We start from the raw sequence: 14955 nt of genomic DNA, 5'->3' as shown, positions 1-14955 counted from the left end.
CCATCCATGTTTTCTTCGCTGCGTTCCCGTCTTTGGTTGAGTTATGCACTTCTTATCGTCACGGCATTGGGTGTCGTGGCGATAATTCTGTTTTCATACCTTATCACCAATCCATTGTTATATCGCCAGACCCTGGAGCGGCTGCGTGCCGTGCAGGGCGTTGTACTGGAAAATTCACGGACATCGAATTCCCAGCCTATTTCCATTTCAGCGCAAAAAGCATCGTTGATTTTCGATGTGCGGGTGATCCTGTATTCACAGGATAAGCAAACGACCCTGGATACATACTCAGGTAAAGAAGCCGCATTGCCGTTTCCTGAAAAGAGAGTGTTTGCCCGCGATATGCCGTTGATCCGCGACGCGAACGGCAAGGCCTGGCTGTATTCGATCGAGCTTCTTCCCTGATAAAACGTATTTGCTCGTTGCCTCCCCACGTCCGAAACTTTCCATTTCAAATGTGTTCACCGATGATTTTCTCCCGCTCATTCTGCGAAGCGGATTATTCGCGCTGCTCCTGTCGCTGGTGGTGGCTTTCCTGTTTGCGCGCTGGATCGCCGACCCATTGCAGCGGGTGGTGACCACGGCGCGTGAAATGCCGTCAGCGGATGTGAAGCCTGTCGATATCCGCGGCCCGCACGAGGTCCAGGAATTGACGCGGGCGTTCAATGCGATGATGATGCGTACGCAGGCGAGTCAAAGGTCGCAGCGTGATTTTGTCGCCAATGTCTCGCATGAATTGAAGACGCCGCTCACATCCATTCAGGGATTTGCGCAGGCGATCCTGGATGGTACAGCGGATTCAGATGAAGCTCGCCAGAAGGCTGCGCAGGTGATTTATGATGAATCGGGGCGTATGCATCGCATGGTGCTGGACCTGCTCGATCTGGCGCGGCTCGATTCGGGCACGGCGGATATTACGATGTCTCCCGTGAAAATGACTGCTCTGCTGAATGCGGTTGCAGAAAAATTTTCTCCGCAATTGCAGCGGACAGGCGTACAGATTAAGGTGGAAGGCGCTGAGAACCTGCCTGCTGTCACTGCCGATGGCGACCGACTCGCGCAAGTCTTCACCAATCTGGTGGATAATGCACTCAAGTTCACACCGCAAGGCGGGTCGATTTTGCTGCACGTATCTGTTGTAAATGGAGAAATGCGAGTCGCGGTCTCAGACACGGGTATGGGTATCTCTGCTGAAGTGCAGAAACATATTTTCGAGCGTTTCTATCAAGCGGACCCTGCCCGCAAGGGCGGAGAGAAGCATGGCGCGGGGCTGGGGCTGGCAATCGCAAGTGAGATCGTACAGGCGCATGGTGGTAGAATAAGCGTCCGCAGTAGGCAGGGGGAGGGTGCCACCTTTGAGGTGTTCCTGCCGCTGGGCAAAAAATAAACGCTCATTTGGGATCTACTCCTTAAAATGCCACCCTTTGTCTCGATCATTGTCCCCTGCTATAACGAAGAATCCACCATTCGTCATTTACTTGATGCCGTCCTCGCGCAGACCTATCCGCGCGCGCAGATGGAACTGATCATTTCAGATGGAATGTCCACCGATAACACACGGTCCGTGATCGAGTCGTTTCAAAAGGAACACGCTGATCTGGAGATACGGGTGGTGGATAATACGGTGAAGGCAATTCCTTCGGCGCTGAATCAGGCCATTCGTCAGGGGCGAGGCGATGTTTTCGTCCGCCTTGATGCACATTCCATGCCGATTCCCGAATATGTGGAGCGGTGTGTGGCTGCGCATGAAGCGGGAAAAGGAGAGAATATCGGCGGCGTGTGGGAGATTCGCCCGGGCGCGGATACCCTGATCGCGAAGTCGATCTCGTTTGCGGCGGCGCATCCGCTGGGTGTGGGCGATGCGATGTATCGGCTCAATGCGAAAGCGGGCGCGGTGGATACGGTGCCATTTGGTTCGTTTCGCCGCACGCTGATCGAGAAGATCGGTGCTTTTGATGAAACCCTGCTGGCGAATGAAGATTACGAATTCAACACACGTGTGCGCGAATCGGGCGGGACAGTCTGGCTTGACCCTTCGATCCGTTCGGTGTATTTTTCGAGAAGCACGCTCGGCAGGCTTGCGGCGCAATACTGGCGTTACGGTTTTTGGAAGTTGAAAATGCTCAAGCGTTATCCGCATACATTGCGCTGGAGACAGGCGCTTCCACCGTTGTTTGTATTGTCCGTGATCGTTTTTATTGTGTTATCCTTGTTTTTTGGGCTTGCGCGTTATGCCCTTGCCGCCCAATTGGCGATCTATTTTTTTGTCCTTGGCCTGGCTGGTTTGAAACTGGCAGTTGAAAAACGAAATGGTTTTCTGTTTTTCGGTCTGCCGCTTGCCATAACGACCATGCACCTTTCATGGGGTGCAGGTTTTTTGTGGAGTTTTATTTCAAGTCCCGCTTCGGCTCGTAATCATGGCTGATATTATTAGACCCCCCCTTCGATTAAGACCCAGCGAACAGCGTACGATTCTGTTGGCGGGAGATCTTGTCGCATCTGTCGGTGCGATGTTTGCGGCTTTGTTCACCTGGTATCAGTTCTCGCTTGTGCGCGAGGTCGCGCGGTTGGTCGAGCGTGGATTTTCCGAATCCCGAGCTGAGCGTCTGGCTGCAACCATTATTGAACTGAAGATCCCCGTTTGGTTTTATCTCCTTCCGCTTGTCTGGCTTTTGCTGATGGTGGATTCGTATGAGACGCATACCGCCGCAAGCTGGAGAAAAACCCTGCGTGGAATTGCTGTTGCGCCGATCGTCGGGCTGTTGGGATACTCACTGCTTTTTACATTTAATCAAGACCCTGAGTCGCTTCCGCGTATCGGCGTGGGTGCATTCCTCATTTTCGCATCCATCCTAACCCTGGCCTGGCGCGCCATCTATATACGACTCTACACCTCATCAGGGTTGATGCGCCGTGTGCTCATCGTGGGTGCCGGCAAGGCGGGACATTCACTGGCAGATATTTACCGCAAGTTCAGCCCGCCGCCGTTCATTTTGATTGGCTACATTGACGATGACCTGCGCAAGCAAGCCAAGTCCTATCATGGCTTTGCGGTGCTGGGGAGCAGCCAGAAACTGCTCGAAATGATAGAAACCCATCGTATTTCAGATATTGTGGTCGCCATCAACGGCGAAATAAAGGGTGAGACGTTTCAAACCATTTTGGATGCACAGGAACAGGGTGTGGAAGTGACGCGCATGCCCATCATGTATGAAGAGATGACCCAGCGTGTGCCTGTCGAACATCTTGAATCAGATTGGGTCATCCGCTCGTTCGTGGATCAGGTCCGCGTGAGCGGGGTGTACGAATTGTTCAAGCGCCTGATGGATATTTTTGGCGGCCTGCTGGGATTGTTGATCTTTGCGATTATTTTTCCATTCACGGCAATTGCCATTGTCGTGGAAAGCGGATTTCCCATTTTCTATTCACAGGAAAGACTTGGCAAGGGTGGTAGATTATTCAGGATTTATAAATTCCGCTCCATGATGCAAGACGCCGAAGCGGATGGCGAGGCACGGCCTGCAACTGTTAATGATCCACGCGTAACCCGTGTGGGTAATTTTTTGCGCCGTACCCGCCTCGATGAAATGCCACAATTCCTGAGCGTGTTGACGGGTGAAATGAGTCTCGTCGGTCCGCGTGCAGAACGCCCCGAGTTGGTGGCGCAATTCCAAAAGCAGATCCCCTTTTACCGCGCGCGTTTGCTGGTAAAACCAGGGCTCACTGGCTGGGCACAGATCAATTATGGCTACGTGGCCAGCGTAAAAGAGACTGTGGTCAAGCTCGAATATGACCTGTATTACATCAAGCACCGCACACTGAACATGGATTTCAACATCGTGTTGCGGACCATCGGAACCGTATTAAGAAGAACAGGAAGGTAAAAATGAATTATTTGGTAACAGGCGGCGCGGGTTTTATTGGCTCTCACATTGTACAGGCTCTGCTAAAGCAGGGAGATAAAGTCCGCGTATTGGATAACTTCTCCTCAGGTAAACGTGATAATTTGAAGGGTCTCGACGTCGAGATCATCGAAGGTGATCTGCGTGATGCTTCCCAAGTGGCGGAAGCCGTGCGCGGCATGGATATCATTTTTCACGAGGCGGCCTTCGTTTCTGTTCCTGAGTCAATGGAAAAACCACAGGAATGTTTCGATGTGAACGTGACCGGCACTTCCATCCTTTTTGAAGCGGCACGCAAGGCGGGCGTCAAACGTGCCGTGATCGCATCCAGTGCGGCTGTGTACGGCGATTCGACCGCCATGCCGCTTGTGGAAGATACTCCGTTAAAACAGCTTTCACCCTACGCTACTTCCAAGCGCGTGGATGAAAAGTACGCGCAATTATTTACCGATTATTTTGGCTTTGAAGTGGCTGCACTCCGCTATTTCAATGTCTACGGTCCGCGCCAGCGACCTGATTCCATGTATGCCGCCGCCGTTCCGATCTTTATCCGCCGTATGTTGGATAACAAACCCATTACCATCTATGGCGATGGCGGCCAAAGCCGTGACCTGGTCAACGTGCGCGATGTGGTGCAGGCCAACCTGCTCGCATCCCAGCATCCAGCCGCACCTGGACAAATCTTCAACGTCTGTACCGGTGTGGAAACCCGCCTGCTCGACCTGCTTGATATTCTCTACGAACTCTTCCCGAATGCGCCTAAACATGTCCATGCTGAGCCTCGCGCTGGCGACATTTACCGCTCCATCGGTACCCCGAAGAAGATCATGGAAACTCTCGGTTTCAAACCACAAGTCACACTGGCGGATGGGCTTTATGAAGCCGTGGAAGAAATGCGCGGGGCGTAGAGAAATAGAGTAATAGGTAAAAAGTAAAAGGCAAAGTGTAGTCAGCTTCTCACCTTTTACTTCTCGCCCTTCATCCCTCATCCTTTTCCCCATGTCTTCCCGTCCTCATATTCGCAACCGCTTCGTCTTAATTGGCGACCTTGCCCTCATCATCGTTTCGGTGCTGGGCAGTTTTGCGTTGCGTCTGGATGTGAGCGAGTTGCCTTTTTATTTTCCCGCTGCGTTGTTGATGTGCGTGGTGGCTCTGCTGGTCAAAGTCCCAGTATATTTTTCCTTCGGCCTCTATCGTCGATTGTGGGTTTATGCCAGCACCAGCGAGCTGCGACTCATCACCGTAGCTGTGACTGCCGCGTCAGTGCTCACTTCGGGAGTCATGCTTTTGTTCAGCAGCATCGGCTTCATCCAGCCTGGCATGCCTCGTTCCGCTCTCGGCATTGATTGGCTCTTCTCGCTCGTTCTCATCGGCGGCTCGCGGTTTGCTTTGCGAATCCTAGCCGAGCAATCGTCGGCTTCGCGCGCCGCGCTTCGTGAGAACAGGCGCGCACTTATCATCGGCGCAGGCGACGCAGGCGCGCTGGTTGTGCGTGAATTGCAAAAATCGTCCCAGTTGAATCTTTTCCCTGTCGGCTTTTTGGATGACGACCCCGCCAAACAGAATCACCAGATCTACGGTGTGTCTGTGATCGGAAAGGTCAGCAAACTTCCTGAAGTCCTCGAAAATCAACGTATCGACGAAGTCATCATCGCCATTCCGTCCGCGCCTGGAAAGATCATCCGCGCAGTTAATGACGCTTGCCGCAAAAAAGGAATCCTTTCGCGCACCATGCCCGGTATTTACGAATTGCTCGGCGGCAAGGTCAGCGTTAATCGCCTGCGCGAAGTGGATATCACCGATCTCCTCCGCCGCGACCATGTCCGCGTGAATGATGAACAGGTGGGGCAGGCGCTCGAAGGCAAGTGCGTGCTGGTCACTGGCGCGGGCGGTTCCATTGGCCGCGAGTTGTGCCGCCAGATCGCGCGCCGTAACCCTTCACAGCTTGATCTTGCTCGGTCACGGCGAAAACAGCATCTTCGAGATCTTGCTCGAATTGCAAAACGATTATTCCGCGCTGAAATTGATTCCCATCATTGCCGATATCCGTAACGAACAGCGGCTTGATTCTGTTTTTGCACAGCACCATCCGCAGGTTGTTTTTCACGCCGCCGCACACAAGCATGTCCCATTGATGGAAGCCAATCCTGTTGAGGCGATCACCAACAATGTGCTTGGCACACGCAATGTTGTTCAAGCTGCGCTCGATCACAACGTTGAGCGGTTCGTGTTGATCTCCACCGATAAAGCCGTGCATCCCTCCAGCATTTATGGCGCAACCAAACGCCTTGCTGAAGCCATCGTCCTCGACGCCGCGCACAAGCCTGCCCGTGCAGGCGGTACCAAAGAGAACAAACGCGCCTTCACCGTGGTCCGCTTTGGCAATGTGCTGGGCAGTCGCGGCAGCATCATTCCCATTTTCAAAAATCAGATCGCCAATGGCGGCCCCATCACCATTACGCATCCTGACATGTTCCGTTTTTTCATGACCATCCCCGAAGCCGTGTATCTCGTTTTGCAGGCTTCATCCATGAACAACGGCGGCGAAGTCTTCGTCCTCAATATGGGTGAACCCGTCCGCATTCTCGATCTCGCCGAAGACCTGATCAAACTTTCGGGACTCGAACCGCAAAAAGATATCGAGATCGCCTTCACGGGCATCCGCCCCGGCGAAAAACTTACCGAAGAACTTTGGGATGAAGGCACCTCTCTCATTCAGACTTCGCACCCCGATATTTTTCGACTCGACCAAGACGCCGCATCCTCTCTTAACCTTGACCTGACTCAGGCCATCGAGCAGTTATCCACCCTCAGCCTCTCTGCTGACGCGCAATCCATCGCCAAACTTCTCGATCAACTGATCCCCGGCTCCACCATTTTCAACGCCCCGCACGACTACCTCGAAGTCTGACATGCCCGAAGTCACCCTCTCCGCTTGGAATCAATTCATAGCCGAACATCCAGACGCGCATCTATTGCAGATGGGCGAATGGGGTGAGCTCAAAAATGATTTTGGATGGAAACCCGTTCGCCTCCTTCTTGACCGTGAAACGGGTGCCCAGATCCTCTTCCGCCGCCTGCCTTTGGGGTTGACTCTCGGCTACATGCCGAAACCAGTTGATAGTGGACGGTTGATGGTTGACAACGAATCGTTTTGGCGTGAAGTAGATTCGATCTGTAAAAAGAATCACGCCATCTTCCTGAAAATTGAAACCGATACCTGGGAAGAAACTTTCCAACCTTCCAACCTTCAAGCTTTCAAACTTTCCCCCCACAACATCCAACCCCCGCGCACGATCACTATTGACATTAAAGATAGTGAAGAAACCATTCTCGCGCGGATGAAACCGAAATGCCGCTACAACATCCGCCTCGCCGAGAAAAAGGGTATCACCGTCCGATCATGGGACGATATTCCCGCCTTCCATGAAATGATGACCGTCACAGGCGGGCGCGATAACTTTGGCGTGCATTCAAAGGAATATTATCAACGTGCCTATGAGTTGTTCCACCCGAAAGGGACTTGTGAATTGCTCGTCGCGGAATTCGAAGGCAAACCGCTGGCTTCGTTGATGGTTTTCTCCAATGCGAAACGTGCCTGGTATGTGTATGGCGCCTCGAACGATCAGGAACGCAACCGCATGCCCACTTATCTTTTGCAGTGGGAAGCCATCCGCTGGGCGAAAGCGCGCGGCTGTGACGAATATGATTTGTGGGGCGTCCCTGACGAAAACGAGGAAACCCTCGAAGCCAATTTCGAAACCCGTCACGATGGGTTGTGGGGCGTTTACCGTTTCAAGCGCGGATTTGGTGGTCAACTCAAACGCGCCGCCCAAGCCGTGGACAGAGTGTACAATCCGCTGTTGTATTGGGCGTATGTGAAGTACATAGGAAATAGAGAGTAGTGAAAAGTAATTTTTGGAATCAAATCATTTCCACTCTTCCCAACCCGCACTTCCTCCAAACCTATGAATGGGGGCAGGTGAAAGCGAAATATGGGTGGGTGCCGATCTACGCTGTTTGGACAGAGGATGGAAAGTGGAAAGTGGAAAGCGATCCGCAAGCACTTTCCACTTTCCACTCACCAGTTGTAGCCGCCTGCCTTATTCTCAAACGCACCATCCTCAACCGCGGATTTGCTGCGCGGCTGTCTGTGTTGTACGCGCCGAAAGGTCCGCTCATGGATTGGGATAATGTGCCTCTGCGTACTCGTGTGTTGAACGACTTGCAATCCTTTGCGAAGAAACAAGGTGCGATCTTCCTGAAAATTGACCCTGATGTTGTCCTCGGGCGCGGAGTCCCTCACAGCGAAGGGGATGTTCTCGATAACGGCGGCCAGACCGTTATGTCCGAATTGAAGCGCAGAGGGTGGGGAATTTCGTCGGAGCAGATCCAATTCCAAAATACGGTCTTGATCGATCTATCCGCATCGGAAGATGAAATGCTCATGCGTATGAAGCCGAAGACTCGTTACAACGTGCGCCTCGCAGAGAAGAAGGGCGTTACGGTGCGGGCTGGCAAACTGGATGAGTTGGGGATGCTGTATCGCATGTACGCCGAGACAAGTGTGCGCGATGGATTTGTGATCCGCGATGAAAATTATTACCTGACGGTTTGGAAATTGTTCATGGAGAATCATTCGTCTGCAGCGCAGGGCACGCAGCCTTTTGCCATCCCGCTCGTTGCCGAAGTTGACGGTGTTCCTGTTGCGGCGATTTTCCTGTTTATGTTCGCGGGGCGGGCGTATTATGTGTATGGCATGTCGCGCAATTTGCACCGCGAGAAAATGCCGACCTATCTTTTGCAATGGGAGGCCATGAAGCGCGCAAAGGCGGCGGGTTGTTCTCTGTATGACCTGTGGGGCGCGCCCGAGGTGTTCGACGAGAGCGATTCGATGTGGGGTGTGTATCGCTTCAAGGAAGGCCTCGGCGGTGAAGTGGTGCGGACACTCGGCGCGTATGACTTTGCCCCGAACAAACTTTGGTACAAACTCTATGCAGATATCATGCCGCGCGTGCTGGATGTGATGCGTTCCAGAGGAAAAGAGAAAACGAAGCAGGGACTGGAATAGAATCCGCGAAGTGCTAATTTTTTGGAGGCATAATGACTGAGACGAATTACACCGAAGAAGTGCTTGCGATCATAAAAGTGGCGACGGAAGTGCATCGCGAGTTGGGTTCAGGGTTTTTGGAGGCGGCTTATCAGGAGGCGATGGAGATCGAGGCTGACTTCATGGACGTTCCCTTTGTTCCGCAGCAAAACCTGCAGGTTCAATACAAACAGCATCGCCTGAAAAAGAAATACGTCGCAGATATGATCTGCTTTGACAAAATCGTTGTCGAATTCAAGGTTCTGGATAAATTGACCGACAAGGAAGAATCCCAGATGCTTCACTATCTGAAAACTTCTGGCTACAAAGTTGGTGTGCTGATCAACTTCGGCAGTCATCCCGAACTTGAGTGGAAACAATTTGTGGATGCCTAAAGGAGCCCAATGAAAACCATTCCCCGATTGAATTTTGCCCATCTCCCCACACCGATCGAAGACCTTCCGCGTTTGACGCAGGCGCTCGGTGGTCCGCGCATCCTCGTCAAACGCGATGACCAGACGGGGCTGGCTTTTGGCGGGAACAAGACCCGCAAGCTGGAATTCCTGGTTGCGGAGGCGCAGGAGCAGGGCGCAACGATGCTGATCTCTGCGGGCGCGATCCAATCGAATCATTGCCGACAGACCGTGGCCGCCGCCGCCCGTTTTGGTTTTGACTGTACGCTGGTGTTGACAGGCGAAAAACCGAAACAAGCTTCCGCGAATTTTCTGCTTGACCAACTCTTCGGCGCGGAGATCGTCACCGTGGAAGACCGCAAAGACCGCGACCGTATTTTACAGGAGACCTTTGACAAAGCCGTTGCCGCTGGGAAGCGGCCATATCTCGTTCCTTACGGTGGATCAAGCCCCACGGGCACAATGGGCTATACCTTCGCGATGGAAGAATTCATGAACCAGAACAGGAAAGTGGATTGGATCGTGTTCGGCACGTCCTCGGGCGGGACGCATGCAGGGCTTGTGCTGGGACAGCGTGTGTTTGGCTTCAAAGGGATGGTGCTGGGAATCAGCATTGACGAGCCTGAGGCGCAGATCAAGGCACATGTCTCTGAGTTGGCTACGCAGGCAAGTGAAAAACTCAGCGAACAGATTCAGTTTACGAGTGACGATGTTCTGGTAAATGAAAATTATTGTCAGGCAGGCTATGGTGTTTTCGGAGAAGGGGAGCGCGAGGCGATTAAATTATTTGCCAGCACCGAAGGCCTGCTGCTTGACCCCGTCTACACAGGCCGCGCCGCCGCAGGGATGATCGATCTGATTCGCAAGGGGTTTTTCAAAAAAGACGAAACCATCCTGTTCTGGCACACAGGCGGCCAGCCCGCGCTGTTTGCGGATAAATATTCTCAAGACATTATTCGAGAATAGAAAGTAGAGAAATAGTAAAGGCAGTCGCTGGTGGCTGCCTCTTTTTTACTTCTGACTATTCTCTACTCTCTATATTATTTTCCACACACCCTCGTCAACGAACTGCCTGCATCCAGTTCACAGCCTTCGGGGTTGATCTGCTCGCGCAGGTAATCGTCGTAGAGTTTGCTCATCGTTACCAATTCCCAGTTGTTTTCTTTCAACCACGGAAACACCTGCACGCTGGATGTGTAATCCTGTGTGCGGATGTGCATTTGCACAATGTCGCCGCCTTTGCCTTTTTGAATCGCGCGGGTGACGATATCGGGCTCACCGCCGCCGCCGATGGAGAACATCGCCGCCACCAGTCCGCGCTCCTGACAGAGCACATCCATGGTGTAGCTGATGATGTCGTAAGGCGGGCGCACAAACCGCACCGTGTATTCCATGCCAAGCACCTGATTCAACGCTGCGTGCCATTTGTCGTAATCCATCAACGCAGTGGCAGGTGACATGACGCCGAGGTTGACATGGTCAAAGGTGTGATAGCCGATCTCGTGTCCCTTTTCGACGAGGCGCTTCCAGATACCCGCGTCCTGCTCTTCCAAATTGAGCAGTTTCGACCCGACGGGAAAGAAGGTCACCTTGAAGTCGGGGAATTCATTCAGCAATTCTTCAAGGTCCTGCATTTTGTTCAGCAAATAGCAATCGTCATAAGTGAATGCCATGCGTTTGAACCTGCGGCTGCCGTTCCAGACGAGCGGCGCAGTGAAATTGGGTTCATCCTCCTGCGCAGGGATGAACTTGCTTGCCGAGACGCCGAGCAAAGCCGCGCCGCCGAGTTTCAAAAAATCCCTGCGTGAAATGCTAGTCATGCGAAGCATTCATCCATACCTTGCGGCCTAAAGTCACAAAAGCGATTCCGACCCAGGCAATGTTCAAGCCTGCCGATGGATAGGCACGCAAATAAAACGTGTTGATGATCAGGAACGTGCCCGCGATGATATTCAAGCCCTGATACCACCACGAATCGCCCTCCACCTTTTTTGCGGAGATCAATCCGTAGGCGATGAGATATAAAATTGTCCCAGCCCAGCCGAGAATATCGATAAAAGTTTTTTCCATGTTTCCATTCATTCGGTGCACTCTTGCATGCTATTCCAAAACTTCCACGCTCATGCCAACCCTAACCACGCCTTCATTCAACGGGATGATATTCATGCCGAAGATGACGCCCAGTTCCTGCTTGCGGTAGGTGCTTAAGGTCTTGAGCGGTTCCTTGCTTTTGGCGAGGGTGTCTTTGTCGATGGTCGTCACCATACAGCGGGCACAGGGCTTCACGAGCGCCATTTCCACGCCGCCGATGCGGATGCGCTTCCAGGTCTCTTCTGCGAACGGGTCACAACCTTTGACCACAATGTTCGGGCGGAAGCGATTCATCGGGACTGCTGAGTCAAGCCGCGAGTTTAAGTCCAGAAGCGATTCTTCAGAGATGATCAGGATCGGGTACCCGTCGGCAAATCCAGTGTGGTCATCAGCGTTGATGGCATAGGCTGGATTTAGTTTTCTTTTGAAACCATCCGCCACATGCGCGAGCCGCACCGAAACGCCGAGCCAGTCTGAAAGCCACTGCGCAGATTCGTCGCCCTGATCGATGGCGCTCACGTCTTTGCTTTTCCAGATGTTGACGGAGGTCGGCGTGCCTGTGCTTTGAATTCCAAATTGCAGCGAATCAAAATTCGGCGCAGAGAGCGTGACCATGCCGTTTTTTACAGCGGGCGTCACCAGCGCCAGGCGCGGATACTCGCGTTGGGTGAGAAATTCGCCCGCAGGTGTGACCACCATCATGCGGCGGTCGTTGGCAAGCCCCATGCGTTCCACCTGCGATTCGGCAACATCGAATCCGCGGCAGGCTTTGATGGGGTAATACGTGAGATTGGAGAGTTGGATCATGCGCGCAATTTTACTCGAACATCCACAGCCACCGCGCCTTTGGCCAGCACACGCAACGGGTTGATCTCGATCTCGTCCACGGTTTCATGATCCATCGCGAGATGCGAAAGTTTGATGAGGACATCGATGGCAGACTCTTCGTCAACGGCTGGAATGCTGCGAAAGCCTTTCAGCTTTCTACCTGCCCAGGTTTTGCGGATCATGCTTCCGCGCCTCGGCCTGATTCAGCGGTGCTAAAGCAAACGCCACATCTTTGAGACCTTCCACCTCGATGCCGCCTGAGCCGAACATCATCAGCGGCCCGAACAGCGGATCGCGCACCATGCCAATGATGACTTCCTGCCCCTCGGGAGCCTGTCGTTGCAAATGGACTCCGTCAATTTGCGCCGTGGGCATGGCGGATTTAATTCGCTCCGTCATTTGCGTGTAGGCACTTAAAAGCGTTTGGGCATCTGTGAGGTTGAGCAGCACACCGCCCACATCGGATTTGTGCAAAATATCGGGCGAGGCGATCTTCATCACAAGCGGATAGCCGAGTTCATTTGCAATGGCGGTGACTTCGCTTTTGTCACGCGCGAGTTTGATGGGAACGGTTTGGATTCCGTATGCGGTGAGCAGTTCGTCAAGATCTGCCAAAGATGCCACAGCCCGGAGATTCTTTTTTGAGTCTCTGTGCTCTCCGTGTGCTCTGTGGTGAGATGCTTTGCTCGCCTGGCAAGCGCCCCCAATGCCGATGCCGCTCTTTCTGGAAATGGATAGGTTGGAATGTTTGCACGTTGAAATGTTTTTCTGGCTTCTTCAACCAGGGTGGAACCCATTAACGCGATCACAACGGGTTTTTCAAATTTACTGATTACCTCAATCATTGCTTTTGCCGCTTCTTCTGTTTTGTACATTGGCGGCGGAGGCAGGATGACGAGCGCGCCATCTACGTTTTCATCTTGCAGGAGAAGATTCAGGCAGGTGGCGTAGGCATCGGGAGAGGCGGAGGCGAGCATATCTACAGGGTTGTGGACACTGGCGGAGGGGGGCAGGTAGTTCGTCAAAGCCTTCAGCGTGGACTCTGTCAATTGAGACAGGAGCAGGCCGTTCGTTTCGAGTGAATCGGCGGCGATGACGCCAGGTCCGCCTGCGTTGGTCAAGATCGCCATGCGCTTCCCGCGCGGCAATGGACAATTTTCCAAGGCCCGCGCCCAGTCGAACATTTGCTCGGCGGTATCGGCGCGGAGGATGCCTGCTTTGGCAAAGGCCGCATCGAAGGCGGCTTCGGAGCCAGCCAGCGCGCCCGTGTGAGAGGCCGCGGCTTTTTGTCCCGCTTCGAAGCGGCCGACCTTCAGTGCGATGACGGGTTTGTGTTTGGTGACCTCGCTTGCGGCTTGCACGAATTTCACGCCGTTTGAAACGCTTTCCATGTACAACGCGATGACTTTGGTGTGCTCATCTTTTGCGACTTCGGGCAGCACATCGGTCTCGTTGACATCGGCTTGATTGCCGAGGCTGACGATCTGCGAAAAGCCGAAGCCCTGTTCGCGCGCCCAATCAATGATCGCGGCGCAAAACGCGCCCGAATGTGAGACAAAAGCAATGCCGCCCTGTGCAGGCATGGGCGGCTGGAGAAAAGTTGTGTCGAGCGGAAGATGGGTATCGAGGGTGCCGATGCAGTTGGGGCCGAGCAAACGCACGCCGTGTTTGCGGGCGAGTTCCACGCATTGCGCTTCGAGCGCGGCACCTTCTGCGCCGACTTCACGAAAACCCGATGACACAATGATGGCGGCCTTGATTCCGCGTTTGGCGCAATCTTCGATCGTCTGCGGCGTGGACTGGGTTGGGACGATGAGGATCGCAAGGTCCACGGGGTCGGGAACATCATCGAGATTCGTATACAGCGGACGGTCAAATAACGCGCCGCTTTTCTGACTCACAAAATGGATCGCGCCGCGATATCCGCTTTGAATCAAATTGCGCGCCACGCCATATCCCAATTTTTCTGGTGATGTGGATGCGCCGATGACGACGACGCCTTTGGGGGAGAAGAACGGGGTGATGGATGATGTCATGTTTATGTTTCGTTTTGTTCTTTCAATGAATCCCAAATCACGGTTAGGACTGAATCTGTGTTGTTCATTACTTCATGATTCCAAAAGCGGAGAATTCGATAGCCTTTTGATTTCAGGAAAACACTTCTTTCTTCATCGTATTCTTTTTGTTCAAGGTGCTGACTTCCATCCAATTCGATGATGAGTTTCTTTCGGGGTGCACAGAAGTCAACGATGTAGTTGCCAATGGCATGCTGATTTCTAAAATGGACATCACCCATTCTGTGTGCCCGCAGGTGTGCCCAGAGTTTACTCTCGGGTTCGGTCATTTCGCGGTGAAGTCTTTTTGCGCGCGCGAAGATTTTTGGTGTGGTGCGTTTATGCATTGGGCTTTTGACCCCCTCTGCCCTTCGGACATCTCCCCCAATTGAAGTGCGCAATTGGGGGAGGAAAAACCGAGTGATGGGAAAATTTTAGTGTTCATAAATACAGTATGTTCACCTTCCCCCATTCATGGTTTTGAATGGGGGAAGGCCGGGATGGGGGTCACAGCCCTCCGCAGTTACACACCCCTTCCTTCCACCGCAACGCGGACATCTTTCAGAATATTATCCTCA

The 14955-nt window shown here is 53.1% G+C and carries 18 protein-coding genes; 11 read left to right on the top strand and 7 right to left on the bottom strand.

Annotated features, from left to right (window positions below; all coding sequences use genetic code 11):
- Positions 1-6: 6 nt before the first annotated feature.
- From IPI86_RS22700 to IPI86_RS22650, 11 genes are all read left to right on the top strand, one after another.
- Positions 7-405: a hypothetical protein gene (locus IPI86_RS22700; RefSeq protein WP_345300314.1), complete on the top strand. Its 399-nt coding sequence runs from the start codon at positions 7-9 to the stop codon at positions 403-405.
- 10 nt (positions 406-415) lie between these two features.
- Positions 416-1387, top strand: a complete 972-nt coding sequence (locus IPI86_RS22695; RefSeq protein ID WP_345300313.1) for a HAMP domain-containing sensor histidine kinase — start codon at positions 416-418, stop codon at positions 1385-1387.
- 27 nt (positions 1388-1414) lie between these two features.
- Positions 1415-2425: a glycosyltransferase family 2 protein gene (locus IPI86_RS22690; RefSeq protein ID WP_345300312.1), complete on the top strand. Its 1011-nt coding sequence runs from the start codon at positions 1415-1417 to the stop codon at positions 2423-2425.
- Positions 2418-3884 carry a sugar transferase gene (locus IPI86_RS22685; protein WP_345300311.1) on the top strand — a complete coding sequence of 489 codons (1467 nt, stop codon included), beginning with the start codon at positions 2418-2420 and terminating at the stop codon, positions 3882-3884. Before IPI86_RS22690 ends, IPI86_RS22685 begins: the two co-directional genes overlap by 8 nt.
- 2 nt (positions 3885-3886) lie before the next feature.
- Positions 3887-4810: an SDR family NAD(P)-dependent oxidoreductase gene (locus IPI86_RS22680; protein ID WP_345300310.1), complete on the top strand. Its 924-nt coding sequence runs from the start codon at positions 3887-3889 to the stop codon at positions 4808-4810.
- A 91-nt stretch (positions 4811-4901) separates the two neighbouring features.
- Entirely contained in the window at positions 4902-5954 is a 1053-nt protein-coding gene (locus IPI86_RS22675; protein WP_345300309.1) for a polysaccharide biosynthesis protein, read from the top strand.
- On the top strand, positions 5848-6813 hold the full coding sequence (locus IPI86_RS22670) for a UDP-N-acetylglucosamine 4,6-dehydratase family protein (RefSeq protein WP_345300588.1): 966 nt from the start codon (positions 5848-5850) through the stop codon (positions 6811-6813). Before IPI86_RS22675 ends, IPI86_RS22670 begins: the two co-directional genes overlap by 107 nt.
- A 1-nt stretch (position 6814) precedes the next feature.
- Entirely contained in the window at positions 6815-7807 is a 993-nt protein-coding gene (locus tag IPI86_RS22665) for a peptidoglycan bridge formation glycyltransferase FemA/FemB family protein (protein WP_345300308.1), read from the top strand.
- Positions 7807-8973 (top strand): peptidoglycan bridge formation glycyltransferase FemA/FemB family protein, encoded by a 1167-nt coding sequence (locus tag IPI86_RS22660; protein WP_345300307.1) that lies wholly within the window; start codon positions 7807-7809, stop codon positions 8971-8973. The genes IPI86_RS22665 and IPI86_RS22660 overlap by 1 nt, the downstream gene beginning before the upstream one ends.
- Before the next feature lie 32 nt (positions 8974-9005).
- A complete protein-coding gene (locus IPI86_RS22655; protein ID WP_345300306.1) occupies positions 9006-9386 on the top strand; it encodes a GxxExxY protein in 381 nt (126 codons plus the stop codon).
- 9 nt (positions 9387-9395) lie between these two features.
- Positions 9396-10370: a D-cysteine desulfhydrase family protein gene (locus IPI86_RS22650; RefSeq protein ID WP_345300305.1), complete on the top strand. Its 975-nt coding sequence runs from the start codon at positions 9396-9398 to the stop codon at positions 10368-10370.
- A gap of 74 nt (positions 10371-10444) precedes the next feature.
- On the opposite strand, the gene IPI86_RS22645 is transcribed toward IPI86_RS22650, so the two are convergent.
- From IPI86_RS22645 to IPI86_RS22615, 7 genes are read right to left on the bottom strand one after another with little or no spacing between them, the layout of a single operon-like run.
- Complete coding sequence (locus IPI86_RS22645; RefSeq protein ID WP_345300304.1) at positions 10445-11224, bottom strand: polysaccharide deacetylase family protein; 780 nt, start codon at positions 11222-11224, stop codon at positions 10445-10447.
- Positions 11217-11474, bottom strand: coding sequence for a hypothetical protein (locus tag IPI86_RS22640; RefSeq protein WP_345300303.1), 258 nt, complete (start codon positions 11472-11474; stop codon positions 11217-11219). Before IPI86_RS22640 ends, IPI86_RS22645 begins: the two co-directional genes overlap by 8 nt.
- A 30-nt stretch (positions 11475-11504) precedes the next feature.
- On the bottom strand, positions 11505-12302 hold the full coding sequence (locus tag IPI86_RS22635; protein WP_345300302.1) for an MOSC N-terminal beta barrel domain-containing protein: 798 nt from the start codon (positions 12300-12302) through the stop codon (positions 11505-11507).
- Entirely contained in the window at positions 12299-12505 is a 207-nt protein-coding gene (locus IPI86_RS22630; protein ID WP_345300301.1) for an acetate--CoA ligase family protein, read from the bottom strand. Before IPI86_RS22630 ends, IPI86_RS22635 begins: the two co-directional genes overlap by 4 nt.
- On the bottom strand, positions 12480-12938 hold the full coding sequence (locus tag IPI86_RS22625) for an acetate--CoA ligase family protein (protein WP_345300300.1): 459 nt from the start codon (positions 12936-12938) through the stop codon (positions 12480-12482). The genes IPI86_RS22630 and IPI86_RS22625 overlap by 26 nt, the downstream gene beginning before the upstream one ends.
- A complete protein-coding gene (locus IPI86_RS22620) occupies positions 12821-14359 on the bottom strand; it encodes a CoA-binding protein (protein ID WP_345300299.1) in 1539 nt (512 codons plus the stop codon). The genes IPI86_RS22625 and IPI86_RS22620 overlap by 118 nt, the downstream gene beginning before the upstream one ends.
- Before the next feature lie 2 nt (positions 14360-14361).
- A complete protein-coding gene (locus tag IPI86_RS22615) occupies positions 14362-14724 on the bottom strand; it encodes an endonuclease domain-containing protein (protein WP_345300298.1) in 363 nt (120 codons plus the stop codon).
- Between the last annotated feature and the right edge of the window lie 231 nt (positions 14725-14955).

The organism is Candidatus Villigracilis affinis (assembly GCF_016705895.1).
GTDB lineage: Bacteria > Chloroflexota > Anaerolineae > Anaerolineales > Villigracilaceae > Villigracilis > Villigracilis affinis.
This window is presented reverse-complemented; position numbering and strand designations above follow the sequence as displayed.